The sequence below is a fragment of the Stenotrophomonas sp. 10L48 genome, assembly GCF_056395105.1.
On record NZ_JBFTIX010000001.1, the window covers coordinates 506,920 to 531,873 of the forward strand.

Consider the following 24,954-nt stretch of genomic DNA (forward strand, 5'->3'; position numbering starts at 1 on the left):
TCAGGCACATCCTTCAATCAGTTCAATCGCTTCGCTGGTCCCCCAGTACATCAGGATGACCTTCCCTTCAAACACTTCCAGGCGGATGCCCAGGTCGGAACCCGGATCCTGCCAGGTCAGGTACTCGCCCTGATCGCCGTCGTAGGCATGCGGGCTGGCGACCGGCGCGCCGGGGAACTGCGCCACCGCCTGCGCCCGCGTCATGCCGATGCGCAGTCCGAACGGACCCGGCTGGTCGACCGGCGCCTTGGCGTCCTCGCCCGGACCAAGATCGAAACGGACCACGCGGTCTTCGTCGGTCATCATCGACACGCCGGGCGGCAGCCCCTTGCCGTCGTAGTACTCGCAGCTGCCGCCGATGGCTTCGACCGCGCCCATTGCCTTCCACGGCCCGAAGGCCTTCAGGTCGCTCATGTGCTGGCCGATCAGCACCTCGCCGGCATGATCCAGCGCCACCGACGCCACGGCGGGCGCGTCATCGCTGGAGACTGCGGCCGAGGCCGGTGGATCATCGATGGGCGTGCTCGCTATCGGGTCGACGTCATCGTTGGCCGCCATCGGCTGCGCCGGTTGCGCAGCGGCCTTGGCCGCCGGCGCCAGCACCGGCGGTTCCGGCGGTTGGCACGCGGCCAGGCCCAGCACCAGCAGCACGCCCGTACTGCGCATCAGTGCGCTCACAGCACCAGCCCTTCGCGCGCCGCGATGGTATGCACGTCCTTGTCGCCACGTCCTGACAGGTTGCACAGCACGATCTGGTCGCGCGGACGCCCGCGCGCGAGCTTCATCGCCTGCGCAAGCGCGTGGCTGGACTCCAGCGCCGGCAGGATGCCTTCGGTGTGGGCCAGCAGATGGAAGGCCTGCAGCGCCTCTTCGTCGGTGATGCCGACGTAGCGCGCACGGCCGCTGTCGGCCAGGAACGCATGCTCGGGGCCTACACCCGGGTAATCCAGGCCGGCCGACACCGAATGGGTCTCGATGATCTGGCCATCGTCGTCGCACAGCACATAGGTGCGGTTGCCGTGCAGCACGCCCGGGCGGCCGGCGGCGATGGAAGCTGCGTGGCGGCCGGTGTGGATGCCATCACCGGCCGCTTCAGCGCCGACGATCTCGACCTGGCGGTCGTTGAGGAAGGCATGGAACAGGCCGATCGCATTGCTGCCGCCGCCGACGCAGGCGGTGATCGCATCAGGCAGGCGACCGTACTCGGCCAGCATCTGCTCGCGTGCCTCGCGGCCGACGATGGCGTTGAAGTCGCGCACCATGCGCGGGTACGGGTCTGGACCCGCTACCGTGCCGATGATGTAGAAGGTGTCCTGCACGTTGGTGACCCAGTCGCGCATCGCTTCGTTGAGGGCGTCCTTCAGGGTGGCCGAGCCGGAGGTCACCGGCACCACCGTCGCCCCGAGCAGTTTCATGCGGTAGACGTTGATCTTCTGCCGCTCGATGTCGGTGGCGCCCATGTACACCACGCACTCCAGGCCCAGCCGCGCCGCGACGGTGGCACTGGCCACGCCATGCTGGCCGGCGCCGGTCTCGGCGATGATGCGCTTCTTGCCCATCCGCGCCGCCAGCAGCGCCTGGCCGATGGTGTTGTTGATCTTGTGCGCGCCGGTGTGGTTCAGGTCCTCGCGCTTGAGCAGGATCTGCGCGCCACCGACGTGGTCACTCAATCGTTCAGCATGGTAGATCGGGCTCGGCCGGCCCACGTAATGGGCCAGGTCGCGGTCATAGGCCAGCTGGAACGCCGGATCCTGGCGGGCCTGGTCATAGGCCTGGGCCAGTTCCTGCAGCGGGCCGACCAGGGTTTCGGCGACGAAGCTGCCACCGTAACGGCCGAAGTGGCCCTGGGCGTCAGGGAAGGCATGGAAATCGGCGATGGGAGAGTCAGGCATGGAGACGACCGGTCGTTCAGACAGGTGGATACTCTAGCGCACGGATTGTGTCCGGAAAATGGATATTATCTGGCCTATCCCGTCAGGAAATCTCACATGAGTACGTCACTGCTGCCGCCCTTGAATGCCCTGCGGGCGTTCGAGGCCACCGCGCGTCTGGGCGGCGTTGGCCGCGCGGCCCAGGCGCTGCATGTGACCCATGGCGCGATCAGCCGGCAACTGAAGCTGCTGGAAGACCATCTGGGCCTGGCCCTGTTCCAGCGCGCCGGCCGCGGACTGCGCCTGACCGCCGCTGGCACCCGCCTTCAACAGGCCTGCAGCGAGGCGTTCGGCGGCATTGAAGACTGCGTGCGCGAACTGCGGCGGCCAAGCGCGGAGCCGGCCCTGGTGCTGGGCTGCAGCGGCAGCGTGCTGGCGCGCTGGATGATTCCGCGGCTGCCGGCACTGCAGGCTGCCCTGCCCGGCGTGCGCCTGCAGTGGTCGGCCCTGGATGGCAGTTTCACCGAGGCGCAGGCCACGCTGGATGCGGTGCTGCTGCTGGCACAGGGACCATGGCCGCGCGGCTGGCAGGTGCGCGAGCTGGCACCGGAACGGGTGGGTGTGGTGGTGGCGCCCTCGCACCCGGCGGCGCAGCGGTTGCGCCATGTCCCCCCGTCGGCCTTGCTGCGGGAAACGCTGCTGCACACCAGTTCGCGCCCGCAGGCGTGGCCTGCATGGGCGCAGTCGCACGGGCTGGACACGGCCCAGCTGCAGCTCGGCACCGGCTTCGAACACCTGTACTACCTGCTGGAAGCAGCGGTAGCGGGGCTGGGCCCGGCGATCGCGCCGGAGCCACTGGTGGCCGAGGATCTGGCAGCCGGGCGGCTGGTGGCACCGTGGGGATTTGCCGCGACCGGCGGGTTCTGGGTGCTGGCGCGGCCGGACGGCCCTGTCGATGCGCGCGTGGACGCGTTGGCCGATTGGGCGGTAGGGCAGTTGCGTTGAACCGGGTTCTGCCGGCCTGCCGCTGCGGGGAATGGCCGCAGATGTGGCTCCTGTAGATCCGGACCCGTGCCCGGCTGCGTTGAGCTGCAGAACACGCCTTGCTTCGCCCGGAAGCCGAGCGTGGGCTCGGCTCTACACAAGGCCAACCGGCAGCGATCGAGCAAGCTCGACGCTGCGAAGCATGATTACGACGCCGTCGGCGCCGCCAGGCGCTGCTGCAGGTCCTCGCGCAGGCGCGACAGCTCGACTTCGGCCTGCTGCCGCTGCTGCATGCCCTCGCGATGGATGCTGCGCACTTCCTCGACGGTAGCGATCAGCTGATCGTGAACGTGGCGCAGCGTGGCCACGTCGATCACGCCGCGCTGGTTGCTGCGTGCGGTGTCCACCGACGCCTGGCGCATCAGGTCGGCATTGCGTCGCATCAACTCATTGGTCGCATCGTCGATGGCATTGGCTAGTTCGGCGGCGTTCTTCTGTTCGCCCAGCGACAACTGGATCGCGAACTGACGCTTCCACGAGGGGATGGTGATGTCGCGGACGGTGTTGAACTTCTCGATCAGCTGCAGCGCATTGGCCTGGATCAGGCGGATCATCGGCAGCGACTGGTCAGCCGCGTGCTGCATCAGCTGCAGGTCGGAGACGCGCTTCTCGATCAGGCGGATCGCATTGTCGATCTCGCTCTGGCGGATGCGTTGCTGCGGGTCATCGCTGCCCTGCCCCAGCAACTGCTCGGACTGCAGCTGGGCCAGGCGCTGCTTGCCGGCGGCGGCATACAGGCCCAGCGCATGACGCTCCTCGCGGACGATGTCATGCATGCGGTCGAAATCGCTTACCCGCTTGCCCATCAGCGCCTGTTGCGCACCCACGTCGCCGAGCAGCTGTTCGATCTGCGAATTGGTATCGCTGAACTTCTGCACCAGCTCGCCCTTGGAAGAACGCAGGCGATCGATGAGGCCACCGATCAACGGCACCTTCGAGCGCTGGGAAAAACCATCCAGCTTGAGCTCGCGCGCGATGCGCACCACTTCGCCGAGCTTCTCGCCATTAGCGTCGAGGTCACGGTTGCGCACCTGGTCCAGTAGCTGGCTGGAGAAGGCCGTTGTGCGTGCGGCGGCTTCGCGGCCGAACACCTGCAGGTTGCCCGGACGCAGGTCTTCCAGCTCGCGGCCGATTTCGGCGATGCGCGGCAGGTCGTCGCGGACCAGGCCGAGGGCCTTCAACGTGCTGTCATCAAGTTCAGGGGCGGGCGTGGTGGCGGGCACGAGCGTGCCGGAGTTCTGGCTGTCCTGGGTCATCGGGCAGTGTCCTTGCGGTGGATAAGCGGCAGCGGCGGCCGGCTCAGGGCAGTCTAGCCTGAGCAGCGGCTACTTCGTCGTCGATCTGGGCCTGCAGCGTGGCTGCCTGCTCGGCCCGTGCAGCCTGCGCCAGTGCCTGGCGCGCCAATGCGGCCTGGCGCCAGGCCGGCAGCAGGACATCGTGGATGCGGACGAAGCGCTGCAGCAGGGCTTCGTCCTGCTCCTGCAGCAGCCGCCACTGCCCGCTTTCGATGCGTCGCAGCGTGGCAAGTCGCTGCAGATGGTCCACGCGTGGGGCCAGCGCGACCTGCGCAGCTCCCTGCAGTGTCGCCAGCTGCGCGGCGCCGAACGTGGCCCAGGCCTCCAACGCGGCGGCAGCCGCATCGTTGTCGATGATGGCCAGGGCGCGCTGCTGCACACGCTGCGCGAGACCCTGCGCCTGCTCGCGCGCCTGCAGCGCCAGCACGCCCAGCTGCGCCTGCAGCCCCTGCGCCTGTGCCTGGCGTTCAACGTCACGGCCGAGCAGGCGCCCCCACCAGCTCTCCTGCCGGCGCAGGCGCGCCGGATCGCTGGCCTGCAACGCCAATGCGATCCGCGCCAGCGCAGCCACCAGTCCCTCGCCTTCCGCGCCGGCCTGCAACGGTGCAGGCTCGGCCAATACCTGCAGCAAGTGGCTGCCGTACGCTGCCAGCGTGGCCACATCGGCACGCGCCGGAAGCGTGGGTTCGGGCAGGGAGCGCACGCAGGTCACGGCAGTGGCGGCGGCCGTGGGCCGTCATCAGCCACCGTTTCCGGCGGCAATGATTCACCGTAGAAGTGGCGCATCAGCGCTTCGTCCAGCGCACGTTCTTCCGGAGTCGCTGCACGACGCACCCGCGGGCGGCGACGCGTGTCGGTCGTGGCCACATCGGCAGTTACCTGCTGCCGGGCCCACCCGGCAAACGCCGCCAACGTCTGCGACAACTGCACCTGCTGTTCCTGCGAGGCGACCAGCAGCTGCAGCAGCGGTGCCAGACCAGCCTGCAGGTCTTCGGCCAATGGCGTGGCTGCGGCCTGCGGTACGGCGGCAGCCGGCGCGCTGGCCGGACGTGCATCGGCCAGGCGCTGCAGCGCTGCCAGCAGGGCCGGCCATGGCGCAGGCTCCGGTACGACGGCCACCTCTGCCGGCGGCGGCGGCGGTGGCAGCTGCAACGCACTGGCGATGTCGGCCAGCTGCGCGACCACGCGGCCACCGACATCACTGTCGCCGGCGCCCATTGCCTTGTTGCGCAGGAAATCACGCTTGATCTGCGCCCAGCGTTGCGCGCGTTCCTCATCGAGCACGCCACGCAGCTCGGCCAGCTTCAGCAGATTCTCTTCGGCACCGGTGGTCAGCAGCTGCGCTTCGCCCAGGTAGTGGTCGGAGATCAGCTGCTGCAGCTCGTCGTCATTCATCACCGGCGAAATCTTCTCCGCCAGCTTGTTCATGTTGCGGTAGCTGCCCTGCAGGCGGAAGGGCGGCTCGGTGCGATAGCGGTCATCCTGGGCAGCGCTGGCGATGTACTGCTGGTTGACCTTGTAGACCACATCGCGGACCTGCAGCATGCGCTGCAGGGTGGCGGTGATCTCGTTGATCTCGGCGCCGCTGTAGGCGTGGCTCAGGCCGTTGGTGGACACATCCTTGCCCATCGCGCGGTCGACCAGCAGGTACAGGTCGGCCATCTCGCGCGTGGCCAGCGGCGCCAATACCGGGTTGGAAGTCAGGCTGTTCTCGATGTAGCTGAGCGTGAAGGCTGCTTCCATGCCACCGAGCACATCGCCCAGGTTGTAGATGTCGGCACGGTTGGCCAGCATGTCCGGAATCTTGAACACTTCGCCGGATTCGGTGTACGGATTGCCGGCCATGACCACGCAGAACTTCTTGCCACGCATGTCGTAGGTGCGCGTACGGCCGCGCCATACGCCCTCGATGCGGCGCGTGCCATCGCACAGCGAGATGAACTTCTGCAGGAACTCGGGGTGCGTGTGCTGGATGTCATCGACATACAGCATGGTGTTGTTGCCCATCTCCAGCGCCAGGTTGAGCTTTTCCAGCTCCTGCCGCGAGGTGGCGTCCGGTGCCTGCTGCGGATCCAGCGACCGCACTTCGTGGCCCAGCGCCGGGCCGTTGATCTTCATGAAGACCAGGCCGAGGCGATGCGCCACGTACTCCATCAACGTGGTTTTGCCGTAGCCGGGCGGCGAGATCATCATCAGCAGGCCCATCAGGTCGCTGCGCTTGTTCTCGCCAACGGTACCCATCTGCTTGGCCAGGTTGTCACCGATCACGCCGAGATATACGTCGTTGATCAGCTTGTTGCGCACGAAGGACGACAACGGCCGGGCCTTGAACTCCGACAGCCGCAGGGTTTCGCGTTCGCGACCGATGATGCCCTGGCGCACCGCCTGATAGGCATGGAAGGCCGGTACGAACGCCTGCAGGTGATGCTGCAGGCGTGCCAGGAAATCGTCCAGCGACACGGTCAGGCTGCCGTTGTGGATGCGGGCGTGTTCACCCAGCAGGCCGCTGACCTCCGCCTGCAGCGGTGCATCGCTGGCACGGGTGCGCAGCTGTCGCTGCACCAGCAGCAATGCCGCCGCTTCTTCGACATAGCCGGCATGCGCCGACTGTGCCGGCAGCCCGGCGAGCGCCCGCAGCCATTGTCCGGCCAATGCCCAACGCATGGCCAGCGGATCCTGCGAGCGCTGCAGCGCACGTTCAAGCGCATCACGCTGGCCCGCCTGCTCCAGTTGCTGCGACAGCGCGTCAAGCAATGCCTGCGCGTGCCGGCTGGTGCTGAACACCGGCTCGCCGGCCACCAGTTCTTCGCCCAGGTATGCCGCTGCTGCATCGGCGGCGGCGGCGTCAAACGGCAGTGCATGCGCGAGTGCATGGTCATGCAGCGCCTTGGCCATTTCCGCACGCAGGGCCTGGCGCCCCTCATCGGAACCGAACAGGCGCGCGATGGCCTCGGCACCAGCCTGCCGGCCGGGCCACTGCGCCACGGCTTCATCGCGTTGGCGCGCGGCCCAGAACAGCAGTGCCAACGCACGCACATGGGGCGAATGCCGCAGCGGTCCGGCGGCCTGCTGCAGCGGCAACAGCGCGCGCAGGATCAGGGCGGCGTCATGGTCATGGATACCGCGCTCGTAGCCCTCGCGGTAACGGGGCGCGGCAAAGGCGCGGACCCGCTGGCCCAGCGCTTCCGGTTCGGCTGCATCGTGCTGCAGCTGGCCCAGGTCCAGGCCATCACGGCCCTCCTCCGCAGCCAGCAACAGGCACCCGGCCAGGTATTCGCCACGGTAGATCGCTGCCGATTCCGAATCCAGGGTCACCGGCCAGAACGGCTTGAGCGCATCAAGCTCGGGATCGTGCAGGGTCTCCAGGAAATCGGTGCCGGTGAGGTGGATGGCAAGGGTTTCACCCCGTGGCAGCAGGGTCAGGTCCAGCGCCTGGGTGTTCACGCTGAATCGATGGCGCGGGCCAAGGCGGACCACGTTGCCGCCGGCCTCGTACAGGTCGCTGCGGTCGCGCAGCTGGCGCACGGCCTGGTCGCGCACGCCCTTCAGGCGCGCCTCGACATCGTCTGCCTTGACGTTGTCGCGCAGCGCACGCAGGCGCTCGGCCAGTTCACGCAGCTTGAGGATCAGCGGATCGCCGGCGAAGAAAGCGTTGAGCTCGTCGGCCGTGCCGAACCGCTCGGTACGCTTTCCGAGGCCATCAAGGATGCGGTTGGCGGCATCGAGCACCGAGCGCGCCTTGCGCTGGCGATCATCCAGCAGGGCCTGCTTGTGCGTATCGAAGGCTTCGACCAGCTCTTCGCGCTTGCTCAGGATGTCGCCGAGGAACTGCTCGTGCTCGCCGAACTGGCTTTCCAGTTCTTCCAGCTGCACCAGCAGGCGCGACAACTGTTCGTCGGCCCGCTCAGGGTCGCTGGCCATCGCCAGCGCGCTGGTGATCGACTGCGAGAACAGGGCGAACTGGGCGGCGAACTGGGCCACGGCTTCGGCCGAACCCAGCGACTTGCGGCGCTGTTCGGCGCGTGCGCGTGCCTGGTTCAGGCGCCCGTACAGCAGCGAGATGGATTCGACCACGCGGGTGCGCGCGGTCGCATCGTCGACCTTCAGCCCGGCCATCAGCTCGGACAGCATGTCCAGATCGCCGGCCATGCCGCGCAGGCCGTCCAGCTGCTCATCCAGCTGGCGTGCACTGGCGGCCTGCTGTGCGGCTTCGTCCAGCGCCTGCATGCGGGCGGTCAAGGGGGCCAGTGCTGCATCGCCGGCAAGGAAGGTACCGGTGGCGGCGCCGACACGGTCGTGCGCCTGCACAAGTTCGGCGGCCATCGCCTCGATGCGCGCGGTATCGATGTAGCGCAGTTCGCGGATGGTCAGCAGTCGACCGCGCAGTGCGGTGATCGCGCTGAGCGCTTCGACGAAGGCCTGCACCTCGTTCCAGTTTTCCGGCTGAAGCCGGCCCAGCAGCGCCTTGTGCGTGGCCTCGGCCTCGGCCATTGCCTGGGCCGACTGCTGGCGGATCGACTGCACCTTTTCGTATTCGTCCAGCACCGATTCGCCGGTGGCGCTGATCTGCCGCAGCAGGGCTTCGGCGCCATCGCAGGCCTCGTCACCCAGCCAATGATGCGCATCGAAAAGCCGCCGGGTGTCGGCTACCAGGCGCTGGTAGCGCTGCACCGATACATCCTGGCCGTCGATCTCGCGCGCCAGGTTGAACAGGTTGGAGATGCCGCGAACCAGCTCGGCGTTGCCGATGCGCCCCATGAAGGTATTGCCCGGCGGACGGCTGGCGGCGAACTCATCGCTGCTGAAGGGCGTCTGCCAGACCTGCATCGGATGGATGCGGGTCGGCTCGGTGCCTTCGGCATGGAACAGCACCATGCGCCCGTCCTGCATGAAGGCATAGCCGTGGCCGAACACGGGGTTCTGCAGCACGCGCTGGATGGTGTTGTAGACGAACAGCGCCGAACGCCCGCCTTCGCGCTCGTAGAAGATGTACAGCACGTCCTCGCCGTTGGGCGAACGGATGCTGCGCTTGAACTGCATGCCATCCATCGAGGCGTCGAACGCCTTGTGCTCGCCACCCTGCAGGTAATAGCCGCCGGGGAAGATGATGCCGTGGTCTTCGGGCAGCTGCACGCAGGCCTGGACGATGGCATCGTTGCGCACGATGTCGCCGGTAAGCGTGTTGTAGATCAGTCCGCGCCATTCGGTTTCGCGGTAGGGCAGCACTTTCAGCAGCACCAGCGAGCCGACCCGGGCGAACTCGAACTGGGCATCGTCCAGCGACTGCGTGCTGTCCTCCACCGGTTCGCTGTAGATGCCCTGCCCGGTTTCGGTGTTGTTTTCCACCTTGATGGTGAGATCGCCACCGGTGGTTTCCACGAACAGGGTATCGAGGATGTTCAGATGCGAATGGCGGCCGTTGACGGCAAGGTCGCGCGTGGCGCGGGTCCATTCGAAATCGAAGGGTGGCGGCAAGGCGATGTCACGCTCGCCGCGCGCATCGAGATAGGTCAGTTCACCTTCGCGTGACAACGCCCAGCGGAACACGCGCACGTCGCTGCTGCGCTCGCCGATCTGGAACGAGGCAAGCAGCTTGTCGCCCACCACGATCAGCTGCAGCAGGCGCGCATGCTTGTAGTAGGCGTACAGCTCGTTGAAGTCATGCACGAAGCCGGGCTGGTCGAGGAAACTGCCCTTCAGTTCAAGGGCAGCAACGTCGTAGCCATCGGCGCCCTGTACCAGCCGGTACAGACCGAACACATCTTCGATGCGGGTCTGGGTCTTGAGCCCGATGAACACGTTGTAGCCGAACAGCAGGCGATCCGGGCCGACCTGGACGATGTCGCGGCCGACACAGTTGTTCTCGCTGCGGATACGGAAACGGCCGACCACCTCCAGGCGGCTGTCGCCGAACTCGGCCAGGCGCTGGCGGTTCAGCTGCTCGGCAACGGCCTGCAGGCGCTGGCCCTGTTCGCCGAGACGGCGCCGCAGGACTTCATAGGCGCCGCCCTGGGCTACGGCCTGGTCGACGGTATCGCCGGCAGCCTCTGGTGCGACGGACTCGGTGGACGGTTTGGTTTCGGACATCAGCAGGTTTCCGGCTCACGGACGGCCGGCCGTCGATGCGGCCGGCACGGGTGGGCGATGGCGATGGCCATCGCCGGGTGGATCAGCGCGCGCTGTCGACCACGACGGTCGCCGCGACGGGCACGGTCTCTGCGTCCTCGGCGATCTGCCGCGGTGCATTGTCGGCCACGTTGACGCCCAGGTAGCGCTGCATCAGGTCCTGCACGATCGGACTCTTGCCGGCGAAGCCCTCGATCGACTTGCCCAGCGAAACCGCCTTGATCAGGTTCTCGAACATGCCGCCGTCGCCGCCAACCAGGTCGATGTCGGCGTTGCGCAGCGCGCTGGCGATGACGCCGGCGTTCTCGCGCGAGACTTCCTTGCCGGCTTCGATCGAGGCCAGCGCCTGCTTCAGGCTGTTGTCCAGCATCATGCGGAATTCTTCATGGCCGCGCGCCTGGTCGCTCAGCGAGGCGATGGCCTCGAACTTGCGGACCAGGCCCTCGGCCTCGGCCAACAGCTTCTTCTGCACCACGCCGGCTTCGGCGTTGCCCAGCGATTCGGTGGCGGTGGCGCGGGCCAGGCCCATCTTCTCCTCGCCCTGTGCCTGGGCCTGCAGCGTCTCGGCCAGCACGCGCGCCTCGTTGCTGCCCTGCTTCAGGTTCGCTTCGGCCTTGGCTTCGATCACGCGCGCCTCGGCGATGCCAACCTTCTCGATGGCCAGCGCCGACGCTTCGCGTACCTGCGCTTCGGCCAGGCCGGGTGCGGCCTGCTCGGCGCGGAAGGCATCGGCCAGCAGGCGCTTGGCCTCGGCCTGCTTGCCGGCGGCTTCGTGCTCGGCCTGCGCCAGCGTGGTCAGCTCCACCGCGCGATGCTTGGAGGCGGTCTCGCGGGCCTGGGCTTCCTTCACTTCGCGCACCAGCGATTCCTGCGCCTTCGCCTCGGCTTCCAGGATCAACACCTGCTTCTGGCGGTCGGCCTCGGAGACTTCGCGCACTTCCTTGATGCGCTCTTCTTCCTGCGCCACGGTCTTGTCGATGGAGATGCGTTCGCGGGTGATGTTGGCCACGTCCATCTTGCCCTGCTCGACCACCTTGTCGCGCTCCACGCCCTGCAGCTGCACTTCGCGGTCGGTGGTGACCTGCTCCAGCTGGCGTGCGCGCTCGACGCGCTCGGCTTCGATGGCCACGGCGCGCTGGCGGTTCTGCTCGGCCACTTCAACTTCGCGCATGCGGTTCTGCTCGCGGATGTCGATCACCTGCTGCGCTTCGATGCGGGCGTTCTCGGACAGCTGGCGCTGCTCTTCCTGCACCTTGGCGGTCTCGGCTTCCTCGCGCGCACGGATGGTCTCGATCTCGCGCTTCTGCCGTGCCTCGGCTTCGGCCTGCTGCCGTTCAAGGGCCAGCAGTGCTTCGCGGGCTTCGACGTTCTTCTTGGTGATGGCCAGCTTCTCGTTCTGCTCCAGCTCGTTGGTCACCACGTTCTGCGCAGCGGTCAGCTCGGTGATCTTGCGGATGCCCTGCGCATCGAGGATGTTGAACTGGTCCAGCAGCGACTTCGGAGTCTGCTCCAGGTAGTCGATGGCCACGTCTTCCAGCACATACCCATTGAGGTCGTTGCCGATCACCGCGATGATCTCGTCGCGGAATTCCTGGCGCTTCTCGAACAGCTCGGTGAAATCGAACTTCTTGCCGACCGTCTTCAGTGCTTCGGAGAACTTGGCGTTGAACAGCTCATCGACGGCATGCTTGTCCGACGCGCGGTCGGCGCCGATCGCCTTGGCCACGCGCAGTACGTCGGCCTGGGTCTCGTTGACGCGCAGGTAGAACGCCACGGCGATGTCGGCGCGCATGTTGTCGCGGCAGATCAGGCCTTCCTTGCCGCGGCGGTCGATCTGCAGGGTGATCAGGCTGATCCGCATCAGCTCGGCGCGGTACAGCACGGGAATGATCAGCGCACCGGTGAAATGCACTTTCGGGGTGGAACTCATGTCGTTGACGATCAGGGCCACGCCCTGGTCGACCTTGCGGTAGAACGCCTTGAACAGGCCCGCCACGCCGAGCAGGAGGGCGAGGACGCCGCCCACGATGATCAGGAAGGGGAGCACGGATGCCAACGTCATTGATGTTTCTCCTTGTTGCCCGGAAGCAGGTTGTCCTGGAAGTCGAGGGCGACCGCGTCGGCGCGGACCACCCGGTAATGGTGTTGTGCAGCCACGTGCTCGACCAGCACGATGCGCTCGCCGCGCTGCAGTTCGATGTCGCTGCGGATCTGCAGGACCAGGCCGGCACCGCCGTCATCGACGGTGGCATGGCCACTGCGTGCGTCGACCTTCGGCGAAGCGACCACGCCGACCCGGCCCAGCAGCGAGGCCTGCGGCACCGGGCGCAGGCGCAGCAGGAAGCGGCGGATGGGACGCAGCAGCAGCGCGGTGACCGGCACCGCCGGCAGGGGTGCGAGCACCGCCACGACGGTGCCCAATGACCAGCGCAGCAGGTCGGGCAACGGCAGCAGCAGGTACAGATGGATGAAGTAGGTGAGGGTCCAGGCGAACAGGCTCAGCAGCGTCACCACCACCATGAGCGGCACGCCGCCCAGGCCCCAGCGCGCCAGCAGCGCTGACAGGCCACTGAGATGGGCATCGCCTTCAAGGGCGCCATCGGCACCGGCCTCGCCGAAACCGTCATCGACCAGGCCAAAGGCGGCAATCCCCCAATACAGAACCGCCACCGCCAGCGCGACGCTGTACGGGAGGGTCGGATAACCGAGTACGACGGTTAGGAATTCCTGCATCGCTTGCCTTCCTGGGCGGGGGCGCCAGGCGCCCGTTCGGAGCACGCCACCAGCGGCTCCGTCGATCCTCGTGCCGGCCCTCATGGCCAGCACGCTTGGGGATCATCCTATGTGAAGAGGGTGTGCAGGCTCAAATGTGAAGACCGGACACCTCGGAAGTGACCGTGTCTCAATCCAGCACGGCGCAATCGGAGCGCCGGACTTCTTCCACGAACGTGCGCATCTTGTAGCCGTCCTTGATGCCCGGCTCCAGTTCGATGCCACTGGAGACATCCACGCCCCACGGCAGGGTCGCCAGCACGGCGTCATGCACGTTCTCCGGCGTCAGGCCTCCGGCCAGCAGGAACGGCCGGTGCAGGCCGGTGGGGATACGCGACCAGTCGAAGGCCACGCCGGTACCGCCGCCGCCGCCCGGCGCATGGCTGTCGAACAGGAAGCCGGCGGCGCTGGGGTAGCGCAGCTGCAGGGTGCGCGCATTGATCTCCTCGCGCCCGCCCATGGCGATCGCCTTCAGGTAAGGCATGTTGAAGCTGCGGCAGAAGCTCTCGTCTTCCTCGCCATGGAACTGCAGCAGGGTCGGCCGCACGGTACGCAGCACCTCGCGCACTTCTTCCCTGCTGTTGTTGCGGAACAACGCCACCACGTCGACCATCGGTGCGATGGCCTGGCGCATCGCGCGCGCTTCGGCCGGCGCGACCCGGCGGCTGCTCTCGCGGGCGAAGATGAAGCCCACCGCATCCACGCCCAGCTCGCCGGCCAGGCGCACGTCGCCGGCACGGGTCATGCCACAGAACTTGATGCGGGTACGGTAGTAGGAGCGGCTCATAGCGTTACCTCGGCGGGCAGATGCCAGTTGTCGGGGTACAGCGGCCCCAGGAACACCAGTCCCTGCGGAGGAGCGGTGGGACCGGCCACGGTGCGGTCGCGCCCGGCCAGCAGTTCGGCGATCCACTCCACCGGCTGCTCGCCACTGCCGACCAGTATCAACGAACCGACGATATTGCGGACCATGTGATGAAGGAATGCATTGCCGCGCACCGCCACCTCGATGACGTCGTCGTGGCGGCTGACCTGCAGCGACTGCAGCTCTCGCCGGGCATGCAGGGCCTGGCACTGGACCGAGCGGAAGGCGCTGAAATCGTTCTCGCCCAGCAGGGCCTGTCCGGCCAGGTGCATGCGCTCGGCATCGAGCGGGCGCCGCTCCCAGCTCAGGGTCTGCCGGCCCAGCGCCGGGCGCACTTCGCGATTGAGCAGGCGGTAGCGATAACGTCGTGCGCGGGCGGAGAAACGGGCATGGAAATCGTCGGCCACCGGCACGCACCAGCGCACGGCGATCGAACGCGGCAGGCGGGTGGTGGTGCCGAGCATCCACGCGCGCGGATCACGTACTACGTCGGTGTCGAAGTGCACGACCTGGCACTGGCCGTGCACGCCGGCATCGGTGCGGCCGGCGCAGACCACCTGCAGCGGGGTATCGGCCACCGATGACAGGGCCTGTTCCAGGCTGGCCTGGACGCTGGGTCCGCCCTCGCCCAGGTTCTGCCAGCCCCTGAAATCGCTGCCGTCGTACTCGACGCCGAGCGCGTAACGCATGTGCTACCTCGATATTGCGGGTGGGGCGGCGCTCAGGCCGGGTCGCGCTCGGACCAGACCGCCAGTTCGTTGCCACCGGGCTCGACGAACTGGAAACGGCTGCCGCCAGGGAAAGAGAACACGGTCCGCACGATCTGACCACCGGCCGCACGCACCGCCGCTTCCATCGGCGCCAGCTGGTCGGCATACAGCACCAGCAGTGGCGCGCCTTCGCTGGCACGTTGTGGTTGGCCACGGAAGAAGCCTCCCTGCAGGCGGCCATCATCGAAAGCGGTGTAGTCGCTGCCGTAATCGACAAACGACCAGCCGAACACGACCTCGAAGAACGCGCGGCTCGCAGCCGGGTCGCTCGAGGCGAATTCAACATAGTCGAGACGGCGTTCGCGGGTCATCGCAGGTCCTTGTCGAAAGGGTGTCAGGGCAGACGCGCCAGCAGTTCGCGGGCCTGCGCCTGGCAATGCAGGTCACCCCCTTCGGCAACCTCCTGCAGCAGGGTGCGCGCGGTCTGCGCGTCGCCCAGGTCCAGATAGGCGATGGCCAGTTCCAGCCGCTCCTGGCCGATACGCGGTGCCCAGTCATGGCCATTGTCTGCAGCAGACCCGACGGCGTCCTCGGCGGCAGCACGGTCGTCGTGCAGGTCGACCGGTGCAGCCGTCTCATGCTCATGCGGTTCGGCCGGCAGATCGAACACACCGCGGAACTGCGGCTCCTGTTCGGCCTGCAGCGCGTATTCGGGCACGGCCACCTCGGCTGGCTCGATGGGCGCCACCGCAGCCGCGCCGGCAGGATCGTCCCAACGCGGCAGATCGTTCACCGCAGCAGGCAGTTCAACCCGTTCGTCTTCATCAAGCTCACCCGCCCGCCACTCGGCCGGCGAGGCATCCTCATGGATGTCCGCAGCCGGCACGTCATGGTCGGCAGTGGCAGCCCAGGCCGGCATCGCCGGTTCCTGGCGACCGCCATCGGCAGCGAAGTTCACCCCGGCGTCCTGTTCGGTCAGGGTATCCAGCGCGGCACCTGCCGGCAGCGCTGCTGCCAGGCCGGCGGCATCGTGTTCATCGCGCAGCGGCGGCAGCGGCGAGGGCTTGCGACGACGCAGCAGCCAGGCGCCCAGGGCAGCCAGCACGAGCAGCGGCAGGCCCAGCCAGTACCAGGGCGTGCCAGCGCCGGGCGCACCGGGCGCCTGGGCCAAACGCTGCTGCGCGGCGGCCAGGTCGTTGTCCTTCATCGCGATCAGGGACTGCTGCTGCTCCTTGAGCTTCTCCAGCTCCGCCACGCGCTGCTTCAGATCGCCGATTTCGGCATCGCGGGTGGCGATGTCCTCCTTGGCCTGGCGCAGTTGTTCGTTGCCCAGCATGTCACCCTCGCTGCCGGCACTGGTGCCGGTGGTTGTGCCCGCGTGCGCGGCGTCGGATGCCAGCGCCGGAGCGATTTCAAGTCGTGCCCCGGTGGCCGCAGCCGGGGAAGAAGCAGCGCCATCGGCCTTGGCCACCGGCATCGCGGCGCCAGCCGGCTGTGGCACGGTGCGTGCCTGCCGCCACTGCGCGGCATGTTCGCGGACCAGCGCGGTGGCCTCGGCCGCATCCACCGCGGCCAGTGCGGTATCGCCCGGCATGCGCAGCACCGCGCCCTGCTTGAGCAGGTTGACGTTGCCACGGATGAAGGCTTCGGGGTTGGCACGCAACAGCGCGATCATCGCCCGGTCGCGACTGATCTGATTGCCACGGGCCAGCGAGCCGGCGATCTGCGAAAGCGTCTGTCCGCGCTGCACGGTCACACTGCCGTCTGCAGCGAGCGCTGGTGCAGGTGCAGGTGCAGGTGCAGGTGACGCAGCCCGTGGACGCGGTGCAGCAGGTGCGGCAGCCGGCGTGACCGGTGCCGGCTCGGGTGCGGTTGCAGCGGCGGCAGGCGCATCACGGACGATGGTGTCCGACAGCACGCCGGCCGGCGCGACGATTTCCGGTTCGGCCACGGCCAGTGCACTGGCCGGTGCATCGACCAGCGCCGAGTACTCACGCACCAGCCGGCCCTGGCCCCAGTCGGCCTCGACCAGGAAGCTCAACGAGGGTGTTTCCACTGGCGTCTGCGAGGTCACCCGCACCACCGCCCTGCCCTGCGCATTGCGGGTCAGCTCGAACTGCAGTTCGCTGACCAGACCCGCCGGGCGCTGCAGGCCAACGCGCTCGAAGGTGACCGGCGAAGCGAGCGCGACGCGCAGGTTCTCAAGTTCGGACGGATCGGCCGAGATCACCGGGATCTCGGCCAGCAACGGCTGTCCCGGCTTGGACAGGACCCGGATGTCGCCCAGGCCCAGGGCCATGGCCGAACTGCTGACCAGGGCCAGCAGCGCGGCGGAAAGACAGGTGAGCGGACGCCGTGCGCCCTTGGCTCGTTTATTCATGGGCGACACTATAAAGCGTGCGGACCACGGTCCGCACCCACCGGGGAGGCGGACTGCGCTAGTGCCGGCCAGCGGCCGGCACTACCGGTCAGGCAACAGCGGGGATCAGCGCTTCTCGGCGGCGACCAGCTCGGCCAGCTGCACCGCGTTGAGGGCTGCGCCCTTGCGCACGTTGTCCGACACGATCCACAGGTTCAGGCCGCGCGGATGCGACAGGTCCTCGCGGATGCGGCCGACGTACACCGCGTCGGTGCCCGAGGCATGGGTGACCGGCGTCGGGTAGCCACCGGCCTCGTGACGATCCACCACCTCGATGCCCGGCGACTGTTCCAGCAGCGCGCGCGCTTCGGCGACGGTCACCTTGTCACGGGTTTCGATCGCCACCGATTCGGAGTGGCCGTAGAACACCGGCACGCGCACCGCGGTCGGGTTCACGAGGATGCTGTCGTCGCCCAGGATCTTGCGCGTCTCCCAGACCAGCTTCATCTCTTCCTTGGTGAAGCCGTTGTCCAGGAAGTCGTCGATGTGCGGGATCAGGTTGAAGGCGATCTGCACCGGGAAACGCTGCGGATCGATTTCCTGGAAGCTCAGCAGCTGGCCGGTCTGCTTGCCCAGTTCTTCCAGTGCCGAACGGCCACCACCGGATACCGACTGGTAGGTGGACACGTTGATGCGCTCGATGCCGTACTTGCGGTGCAGCGGTGCCAGCGCGACCAGCATCTGCATGGTCGAGCAGTTCGGGTTGGCGATGATGCCGCGCGGACGGTTGGCGACCTGGTCCGGATTGACCTCCGACACCACCAGCGGCACGTCATCGTCGTAACGGAAGGCCGAGGAGTTGTCGATCACCACCGCGCCAGCGGCAGCGAACTTCGGGGCGTATTCCTTGGACACGCTGCCACCGGCCGAGAACAGGGCGATTTCCACGCCACTCGGGTCGAAAGTGGCCAGGTCCTGGATCCTGACCTTGTTGCCGTTGTATTCGACTTCGCCGCCGGCCGAGCGCTCGGAAGCGAGCAGGCTCAGGGTGCCGACCGGGAAATCGCGCTCGGCCAGGATGGCCAGCATGGTCTCGCCGACCGCGCCGGTGGCGCCGACGATGGCGACGTGGAAGCTGCGTTGTGCATTGCTCATGGGGGAACTCTCACGAAAACGGGAAGGGGGAAAACTCACGCACGACAGCTGGGTTCGGGGAGCCTCCTCGGATGGATGCGCGGAGGTTCCCTATCGTTTCCCGCTTTTTTTGTCCGAGGTCGCGCGCGCGGCAAGGGCCGCGTCGGCGTTGATCGCGCTCGGCATGCGCGACGGGCTGCCATCCAGGCCAAGCCCGGCCAGCAGATTGTCCACGGCCATCTGCACCATGGCCGTACGCGTGGCCAGCGATGCGCTGCCGATATGCGGGGTCAGCACGATGTTGCGCAGGGCCAGCAGTTCCGGCCGCACGTTCGGTTCGCCTTCGTAGACATCCAGGCCGGCCGCCGCCAGGCGACCGTTGGCCAGTGCATCGGCCAACGCCAGTTCGTCGACGATGCCGCCGCGGGCGATGTTCACCAGGGTGGCAGACGGCTTCATCCTGGCCAGCGCGGCGGCGTCGATGATGTGGTGCGAGGCGGCGGTGTATGGCAACACGGTCAACAGATGGTCGGACTGCGCCAGCAGCGTGTCCAGATCCACGTAGGTCGCTCCGAGCGCGGCTTCGGTATCGGCCGGCAGCCGCGAACGGTTGTGGTAGAGCACCTTCATGCCGAAGCCGTGCGCGCCGCGACGGGCGATGCCCTGGCCGATGCGGCCCATGCCGAGGATGCCCAGCGTGCTGCCATGGATGTCGGCCCCCAGCATGGTCTGGAACGACCACTGCCCCCACTGGCCCTCGCGCAGCCAGCGCTCGGATTCGGTGATCCGGCGCGCGGTGGCCATCAACAGCGCAAAGCCGAGATCGGCGGTGGTCTCGGTGAGAACGTCCGGGGTGTTGCTGGCGAGAATGCCGGCGGCGCTGAGCGCGTCGACATCCAGATTGTTGTAGCCGACGCCGACATTGGCGATCAACTTCAACTGCGCGGCATCGGCGACCTGGGTCGCACCGATGCGTTCGTTGAGGGTGATGATCGCCCCGTCAACGTCCGCCAGCTGCGCGGCGATCTGCTGTGGCGACCAGGCGGTGACGGTATCGGTGGTGCGCAGCTGCACGCGATCGCGCAACGGCGCGATGGCCGCGTCGATCAGCGGCTGGCTCACCCATACCGTCGGCCGCGTATCAGCCATCAAGCTGGCCGGGAATGCGCGGAGTGATGGTGCCGACATCGCCGCACTGCGCGCGGTGGCGCAGCGCCTGGTCCATCAGCACCAGGGCCATCATCGCCTCGGCGATGGGCGTGGCGCGGATGCCGACGCAGGGATCATGGCGGCCGGTGGTGACCACCTCCACCACATTGCCGGCCGTATCCAGCGATTCACCGGGCAGGCGCAGGCTGGAAGTCGGCTTGAGCACCATCGAGGCGACCACCGGCTGGCCGGTGGAAATGCCACCGAGAATGCCGCCGGCATGATTGCTGGCAAAACCCTGCGGAGTCAGCAGGTCACGGTGTTCGGTGCCCTTCTGCATGGCGCTGGCGAAACCGTCGCCGATCTCCACGCCCTTCACCGCGTTGATGCTCATCAGTGCGGCCGCGAGCTCGCCATCAAGCTTGCCGTAGATCGGCTCGCCCCAGCCCGGCGGTACATTGTCGGCGATCACGTCCACGCAGGCACCGACCGAATCGCCGGACTTGCGCAGCGCATCCATGTACGCCTCCAGCTCGGGCACCTGTGCGGCGTGCGGCCAGAAGAACGGATTCTCCTCGACTACCGACCAGTCGAAACCGGCCGGAGTGATCCCGCCCAGCTGCGACAGGTAGCCGCGCACGGTGATGCCGAAACGCTCGGCCAGCCATTTCTTGGCGACCACGCCAGCAGCCACGCGCATGGTGGTCTCGCGCGCCGAGGAGCGGCCACCGCCGCGCGGGTCGCGGATGCCGTACTTGTGCCAGTAGCTGTAGTCGGCATGCCCCGGACGGAACTGCTGGCCGATGTTGCTGTAGTCCTTGCTGCGCTGGTCGGTGTTGCGGATCAGCAGCGCGATCGGAGTGCCGGTGGTCAGGCCCTCGTACACCCCGGACAGGATCTCGACCTCGTCGGTCTCGCGCCGCGCCGACGTATGCCGGCTCTTGCCGGTGGCGCGACGCTGCAGGTCATGGTTGAATTCGGCCGCGTCCAGCGCCAGCCCCGGCGGGCAGCCATCGATCACGCAGCCGATGGCCGGCCCGTGCGATTCGCCGAACGTGGTGACGGTGAACAGCTTGCCGAACGAATTGGAGCTCACGGGCGCTGCGCCGCCAGTTCGGTGATGCGCGCGCTGTGGGCGATCAGCTCGCGGCACTCGACCGCGAAGATGCCCATCTGGCCGACCTTGAATTCGACCCAGGCGAAATCCACTTCCGGCAGCAGCTTGATCAGGTGCTGTTCGGATTCGCCCACTTCACAGATCAGCAGGCCGTCCTCGCTCAGGTGCAGCGGCGCGTCGCGCAGGATCTTCAGCACCAGGTCCAGGCCGTCGTCGCCGGCACGCAGGCCCATCTCCGGCTCGCAGGAGTATTCCTGCGGCAGGGCGTCGGTCTCGTCGTTGGTGACGTACGGCGGGTTGGTGACGATCAGGTCGTAGTGGCGACCGGTCAGGCCGTTGAACAGGTCCGACTTCAGCAGGGTCACGTTGTGCGCCTGCAGGCGTTCCTTGTTCTCTTCGGCCAGTGACAGCGCCTCATCGCTGAGGTCCACGCCGTCCACTTCCCAGTTCGGGTAGTAGTGGCCCATGGCGATGGCGATGCAGCCCGAACCGGTGCACAGGTCCAGCGCGCGGTTGACATCGCGGCCGGCCAGCCACGGCTCGAAGCCGCACTCGATCAGTTCGGCGATCGGCGAACGCGGCACCAGGGCGCGCGTGTCGCTCTTGAAGCTGAGGCCGGCGAACCAGGCTTCACCGGTCAGGTAGGCAGCCGGGATGCGCTCGTCGATGCGGCGCTGGAACAGCTCCAGCACCGCCAGCTTCTCTTCGCGCAGCAGGCGCGCCTGGCCGTAGGCCGGGCCGAGGTCGTGCGGCAGGTGCAGGCCGTGCAGCACCAGCTGGGTGGCCTCGTCCAGGGCATTGTCGTAGCTGTGCCCGAAGGTCAGGCCCGCAGCATTGAAACGGCTGGTGCCGTAGCGGATCAGATCGATGATCGTATGGAGTTCGGCGGCCGTTTCAGCGGTCATGGCGGTACTGCGGGCAAAGTGGCCCCCGATTATAGGGGTTGCCGCCTGCGCCGGCATCCGTTGCGGCAGAAACGATCCAGCCGCAGCCGGTATGATGGTGGCCACTTCCTGCGGCGGAATCCCATGTTCAATCGCAACGTCGGCATCATCCTGCTGATCGCCCTGGCGGCGGGCCTTGGCCTGCTCGCCGCCCAGCAGGTGTTCGCGCCGAAGCCGCCGGCCGGGCAGCCGGCCACCGAAGCGATCACCCTGTACCCGCAGCCGCGCACCCTGCCCGACTACAACCTGGCCCAGTCCGACGGCACGCGCCTGATTCCCGGCGAACTGAAGGGCCACTGGACCCTGGTGTTCCTCGGCTTCACGTTCTGTCCAGACGTCTGCCCGACCACCCTGGCCGAGCTGGCCGGGGCGCAGAACCAGTGGGAAGCCCTGCCCGACGGCCTGCGCCCGCGCGTGCTGTTCGTCTCGGTCGACCCGGAGCGCGACACCGCCACGCGCCTGGGCGAGTACGCCCATGGCTTCCACAAGGACACCCTGGCAGCGACCGCCGACATTCCCTCGCTGGAGCGCTTTGCCACCTCGCTGGGCTTCGTGTTCCAGAAGGTGCCGGGCAAGCACTTCGACGAGAATCCCGAGGATTACACCCTCGAGCACTCCGCCAGCCTGGCCGTGCTCGATCCGCAGGGCCGGCTCGCCGGCCTGGTGCGGCCCCCGTTCAATGCGCCGGCGATCGCCCGCGACCTGCAGAAGCTGACCGAGAAATCCGCCCCATGAGTCTGACCACCGCCCTGACGTACGTCCTGCCCCACCGCCTGCTGTCCTCGATGGCGCGTTCGCTGGCGTACTCGGACAACCCGCGCGTATCGCGCTGGCTGATCGACACGGTCACCCGCAAGTTCAACGTCAACCTGGATGAAGCGGCCAATCCGGACCCGCGCAGCTACCCGACCTTCAACCAGTTCTTCACCCGCGCGCTGAAACCCGGCGCGCGCGTGGCCGATGCCGATCCGCGCAGCCTGGTGATGCCGGCGGACGGCCGCATCAGCCAGCTCGGAAAGATCGACGCCGGGCGCATCTTCCAGGCCAAGGGGCAGTCGTTCACCGCCGCCGAGCTGTTGGGCAGCGCCGAGGACGCCAAGCCGTTCAACGAGGGCCTGTATGCCACGGTGTACCTGTCGCCGCGCGACTACCACCGCGTGCACATGCCGTGGACCGGAACCCTGCGCGAAACCGTGCACGTGCCCGGTCGCCTGTTTAGCGTCGGCCCGGCCGCGGTGAACAACGTGCCTGGCCTGTTCGCACGCAACGAACGCCTGGTCTGCCATTTCGATACCAGCTTCGGCCCGATGGTCAGCGTGATGGTCGGTGCGCTGCTGGTGTCGGGCGTGGAAACGGTGTGGAGCGGCGAAGAGATTCCGCACTACGGCGACCGCATCACCCGCAAGGATTACCGGGGCCGCGGCATCACGCTGCAGCGCTTCGAAGAGATGGCGCGCTTCAATTACGGCTCGACCGTGATCGTGCTGCTGCCGCCGGGCGTGGCCGAATTCGCCCCGCATCTGGATGCCGAGCATCCGGTACAGCTGGGCCAGGCACTGGCCAAGCTGCGCTGATCCTGCGGTAGTGCCGGCCGCTGGCCGGCATCTCCGTTGATCCAACGCATCGAGCGTTGCCGGCCAGCGGCCGGCGCTCAGTTCCTGGTTTCGCTTGTCCAGCGAGGTTTCGTCGTGCACTTCCACGCGCTCCACATGCAGCACGTGGAATGCAGCCTCACCGTCTTCCGGCTCCTGCTCGAACACTTCCACCAGCACATAACCCTGTGCCTGCAGGTGGGTGGCCAGTGCGTGCAGCGGCTCGGCGGTGGAGTGCACGAAGAAGTACCCCCACAGCAGCGGGGCGTCCAGGTCCCAGTCGGTGTTCTCGCGAAGGTTGGTGAACAGGTTGCGGGTGTCTTCGAGGTCCATGCGATATCCAGATTGCGGAAAGATTATTTGTCGCAGCCCTGCAGCTTCAGCACCTGGCCGTGGCGCAGGCTGTAGCCGGGGGCCTTGAGGCCATTGGCGCGGGCCAGCACCGGCACATCGCACTGGAACTTCGCGGCGATCCGGCCCAAGGTCTCACCCTTGCCGACCTTGTAGCTGCGGGCCGGCTTGGCGCGCGGGGCCGGCGCCGGGCGCGGCGCAGCCACCGGCGCGGCGGGCGTGGTCGGCACGCTGCTGGCGGCATTGGGATCGACCACCGGCACAACCCCGCCCACGGCCACGCTGCCGGTGTAGCTGGCAGCACTCGGGCGCACGATCGCGGCATTGAGGTCGGCGGTGATCAGGGTGCGGGCCAGATCGGCACGCGGGCCGCTGACGCAGTTGCGCGCGTACAGGCCAGCAATGCGGTTGGTGGCGTTGATGAGGGTTCCTGCCGGAATCCAGCCATCGGCCTCATAGCGCGGGTTGAGGTTGCGCAATGCGCGCATGTAGCCATCGCGGGTGCCATGGCTGCCCAGGCAGATGGTCAGTTCGTAGATCGTGGTCGAGCGGGCCAGGCGGATGGTGGCCGGCTGCGCGTTGATCTTCGGGAACTCCACGCCGTACTGCTGGGGGTGCAGGAAGATCCAGGACGCGGCGATCACCATCGGCACGTAGTCCTTGGTTTCGCCCGGGAACTGGTTGTAGACGCTGTCCACCCAGAAGCTCTGGCCCGGGTACTGCTTGTAGACGCGCGCTGCGCGGCCCTCACCGCCGTTGTAGCCGGCCAGCGACAGTTCGACGTTGTTGTTGAGCTCACGCATCCGCTCGTTGAGGTACGTCGCGCTGGCTTCAGCGGCGCTGCGCGCATCGAAGCGGGTATCGAAACCGGTATCGTCCGGGCCGAGGCCGAAGCGGCGGCCGGTAGCCGGCATGAACTGCATCAGGCCCGCGGCGCCCGCACGCGAGGACGCATGTACACGGCCGTTGGATTCCTTGGCCATGATGCCGAACAGCAGCGCCTCGGGCAGGCCGCGCTTCTCCCATTCCGGCCACATCACCGCACGCAGGTTCTGGTAGTTCTCGTAAGTGGTCATCAGCGCCGGGCGCATGTCGGTCAGCCAGCGGCGGATGCCGGCCTGCACGGCGGGGTTGTACTCGACCATGTTGTCGAAGGCATGGCGCTTGTCGTTCAGCAGCGCCGCTGCGCGGGCCGCCTCGGGCACGTCGGCAGCCAGCGGGCCGACATGGTCCGGGTCGGCTTCCAGGCGGTCGCCGGCTTCATCGGCCACGTCATCATCGGCGGCGGCATCGGCATCGTGCTTGAGCAGGCGCTTGTAGGTCGACAGCATGTTGCTCATCTGGCAGCCCTTCTGCTTCACGCATTCGCTGATGACATCTTCCATGTCCTCCAGCGCGGCATCGGCCTCGTTGCGCCCCTTCGGATCGGCGTTGGCCACCAGCAGAACGGCATCGCTGTAGCGCTTCTCGGCTGCGGTCATGCGCTGCTGCAGGGCATCCACCTTCACCTTGTCCCGGGCCGAAACCCGCTGTGCGTGGGCCTCCGGTGCCAGGGAAACCAGGCCAGCCAGGGCCAGCAGCGGCCAGGTGCGGGAAATCAGGACAGGAACGGGCATTGGTGGCAC

The 24,954-nt window shown here is 67.5% G+C and carries 19 protein-coding genes and 1 pseudogene; 3 read left to right on the top strand and 17 right to left on the bottom strand.

The features are described 5' to 3' along the window. Together AC1DCU_RS02600 and trpB are read right to left on the bottom strand one after the other, a co-directional pair. Nucleotides 1–678, bottom strand: a complete 678-nt coding sequence (locus AC1DCU_RS02600) for a hypothetical protein (protein ID WP_032975004.1) — start codon at nt 676–678, stop codon at nt 1–3. Next, nucleotides 675–1,892 carry a tryptophan synthase subunit beta gene (gene trpB, locus AC1DCU_RS02605; protein WP_032975005.1) on the bottom strand — a complete coding sequence of 406 codons (1,218 nt, stop codon included), beginning with the start codon at nt 1,890–1,892 and terminating at the stop codon, nt 675–677. The genes AC1DCU_RS02600 and trpB overlap by 4 nt, the downstream gene beginning before the upstream one ends. Nucleotides 1,893–1,988: 96 nt before the next feature. Between trpB and AC1DCU_RS02610 the strand changes: the two genes are divergently transcribed. Then, a complete protein-coding gene (locus AC1DCU_RS02610) occupies nt 1,989–2,876 on the top strand; it encodes a LysR family transcriptional regulator (protein ID WP_032975006.1) in 888 nt (295 codons plus the stop codon). 185 nt (nt 2,877–3,061) lie between these two features. On the opposite strand, the gene AC1DCU_RS02615 is transcribed toward AC1DCU_RS02610, so the two are convergent. From AC1DCU_RS02615 to prmB, 13 genes are all read right to left on the bottom strand, one after another. Beyond that, the gene (locus tag AC1DCU_RS02615; RefSeq protein ID WP_032975007.1) at nt 3,062–4,171 is read right to left on the bottom strand and encodes a toxic anion resistance protein; all 1,110 of its coding nucleotides are present in this window, start codon (nt 4,169–4,171) and stop codon (nt 3,062–3,064) included. A gap of 43 nt (nt 4,172–4,214) precedes the next feature. Further along, nucleotides 4,215–4,913, bottom strand: a complete 699-nt coding sequence (locus tag AC1DCU_RS02620) for a hypothetical protein (protein ID WP_282279973.1) — start codon at nt 4,911–4,913, stop codon at nt 4,215–4,217. A 5-nt stretch (nt 4,914–4,918) separates the two neighbouring features. Next, nucleotides 4,919–10,297 carry a DNA repair ATPase gene (locus tag AC1DCU_RS02625; protein ID WP_282279974.1) on the bottom strand — a complete coding sequence of 1,793 codons (5,379 nt, stop codon included), beginning with the start codon at nt 10,295–10,297 and terminating at the stop codon, nt 4,919–4,921. An 82-nt stretch (nt 10,298–10,379) separates the two neighbouring features. Further along, entirely contained in the window at nt 10,380–12,398 is a 2,019-nt protein-coding gene (locus AC1DCU_RS02630) for a flotillin family protein (RefSeq protein WP_025876158.1), read from the bottom strand. Next, on the bottom strand, nt 12,395–13,069 hold the full coding sequence (locus AC1DCU_RS02635) for a DUF1449 family protein (RefSeq protein ID WP_032975011.1): 675 nt from the start codon (nt 13,067–13,069) through the stop codon (nt 12,395–12,397). Before AC1DCU_RS02635 ends, AC1DCU_RS02630 begins: the two co-directional genes overlap by 4 nt. 169 nt (nt 13,070–13,238) lie before the next feature. Then, complete coding sequence (locus tag AC1DCU_RS02640; protein ID WP_025876155.1) at nt 13,239–13,895, bottom strand: phosphoribosylanthranilate isomerase; 657 nt, start codon at nt 13,893–13,895, stop codon at nt 13,239–13,241. Then, on the bottom strand, nt 13,892–14,662 hold the full coding sequence (gene truA, locus AC1DCU_RS02645) for a tRNA pseudouridine(38-40) synthase TruA (protein ID WP_025876154.1): 771 nt from the start codon (nt 14,660–14,662) through the stop codon (nt 13,892–13,894). The genes AC1DCU_RS02640 and truA overlap by 4 nt, the downstream gene beginning before the upstream one ends. A 32-nt stretch (nt 14,663–14,694) precedes the next feature. Next, on the bottom strand, nt 14,695–15,054 hold the full coding sequence (locus AC1DCU_RS02650) for a VOC family protein (RefSeq protein WP_025876153.1): 360 nt from the start codon (nt 15,052–15,054) through the stop codon (nt 14,695–14,697). A gap of 23 nt (nt 15,055–15,077) precedes the next feature. Continuing rightward, the gene (locus AC1DCU_RS02655; RefSeq protein ID WP_442251656.1) at nt 15,078–17,063 is read right to left on the bottom strand and encodes a FimV/HubP family polar landmark protein; all 1,986 of its coding nucleotides are present in this window, start codon (nt 17,061–17,063) and stop codon (nt 15,078–15,080) included. A gap of 105 nt (nt 17,064–17,168) precedes the next feature. Beyond that, nucleotides 17,169–18,197, bottom strand: coding sequence for an aspartate-semialdehyde dehydrogenase (locus AC1DCU_RS02660; RefSeq protein WP_032975013.1), 1,029 nt, complete (start codon nt 18,195–18,197; stop codon nt 17,169–17,171). Between the two features lie 90 nt (nt 18,198–18,287). Beyond that, nucleotides 18,288–19,325, bottom strand: coding sequence for a 2-hydroxyacid dehydrogenase (locus AC1DCU_RS02665; protein ID WP_032975014.1), 1,038 nt, complete (start codon nt 19,323–19,325; stop codon nt 18,288–18,290). After that, nucleotides 19,318–20,421: a chorismate synthase gene (gene aroC, locus AC1DCU_RS02670; RefSeq protein WP_032975015.1), complete on the bottom strand. Its 1,104-nt coding sequence runs from the start codon at nt 20,419–20,421 to the stop codon at nt 19,318–19,320. The genes AC1DCU_RS02665 and aroC overlap by 8 nt, the downstream gene beginning before the upstream one ends. After that, entirely contained in the window at nt 20,418–21,347 is a 930-nt protein-coding gene (gene prmB / locus AC1DCU_RS02675) for a 50S ribosomal protein L3 N(5)-glutamine methyltransferase (protein ID WP_442251657.1), read from the bottom strand. The genes aroC and prmB overlap by 4 nt, the downstream gene beginning before the upstream one ends. Before the next feature lie 123 nt (nt 21,348–21,470). Between prmB and AC1DCU_RS02680 the strand changes: the two genes are divergently transcribed. Both AC1DCU_RS02680 and asd read left to right on the top strand, forming a co-directional pair. Further along, complete coding sequence (locus tag AC1DCU_RS02680) at nt 21,471–22,121, top strand: SCO family protein (protein ID WP_032975016.1); 651 nt, start codon at nt 21,471–21,473, stop codon at nt 22,119–22,121. Next, the gene (gene asd, locus AC1DCU_RS02685; RefSeq protein WP_025876139.1) at nt 22,118–22,960 is read left to right on the top strand and encodes an archaetidylserine decarboxylase; all 843 of its coding nucleotides are present in this window, start codon (nt 22,118–22,120) and stop codon (nt 22,958–22,960) included. The genes AC1DCU_RS02680 and asd overlap by 4 nt, the downstream gene beginning before the upstream one ends. A 72-nt stretch (nt 22,961–23,032) precedes the next feature. Here asd and AC1DCU_RS02690 read toward each other — a convergent pair. Both AC1DCU_RS02690 and AC1DCU_RS02695 read right to left on the bottom strand, forming a co-directional pair. Beyond that, nucleotides 23,033–23,311: pseudogene (locus AC1DCU_RS02690) on the bottom strand (ribonuclease E inhibitor RraB); the annotation flags it as partial. A 23-nt stretch (nt 23,312–23,334) separates the two neighbouring features. Then, nucleotides 23,335–24,945 (bottom strand): transglycosylase SLT domain-containing protein, encoded by a 1,611-nt coding sequence (locus AC1DCU_RS02695; protein ID WP_032975017.1) that lies wholly within the window; start codon nt 24,943–24,945, stop codon nt 23,335–23,337. Nucleotides 24,946–24,954 lie beyond the last annotated feature (9 nt).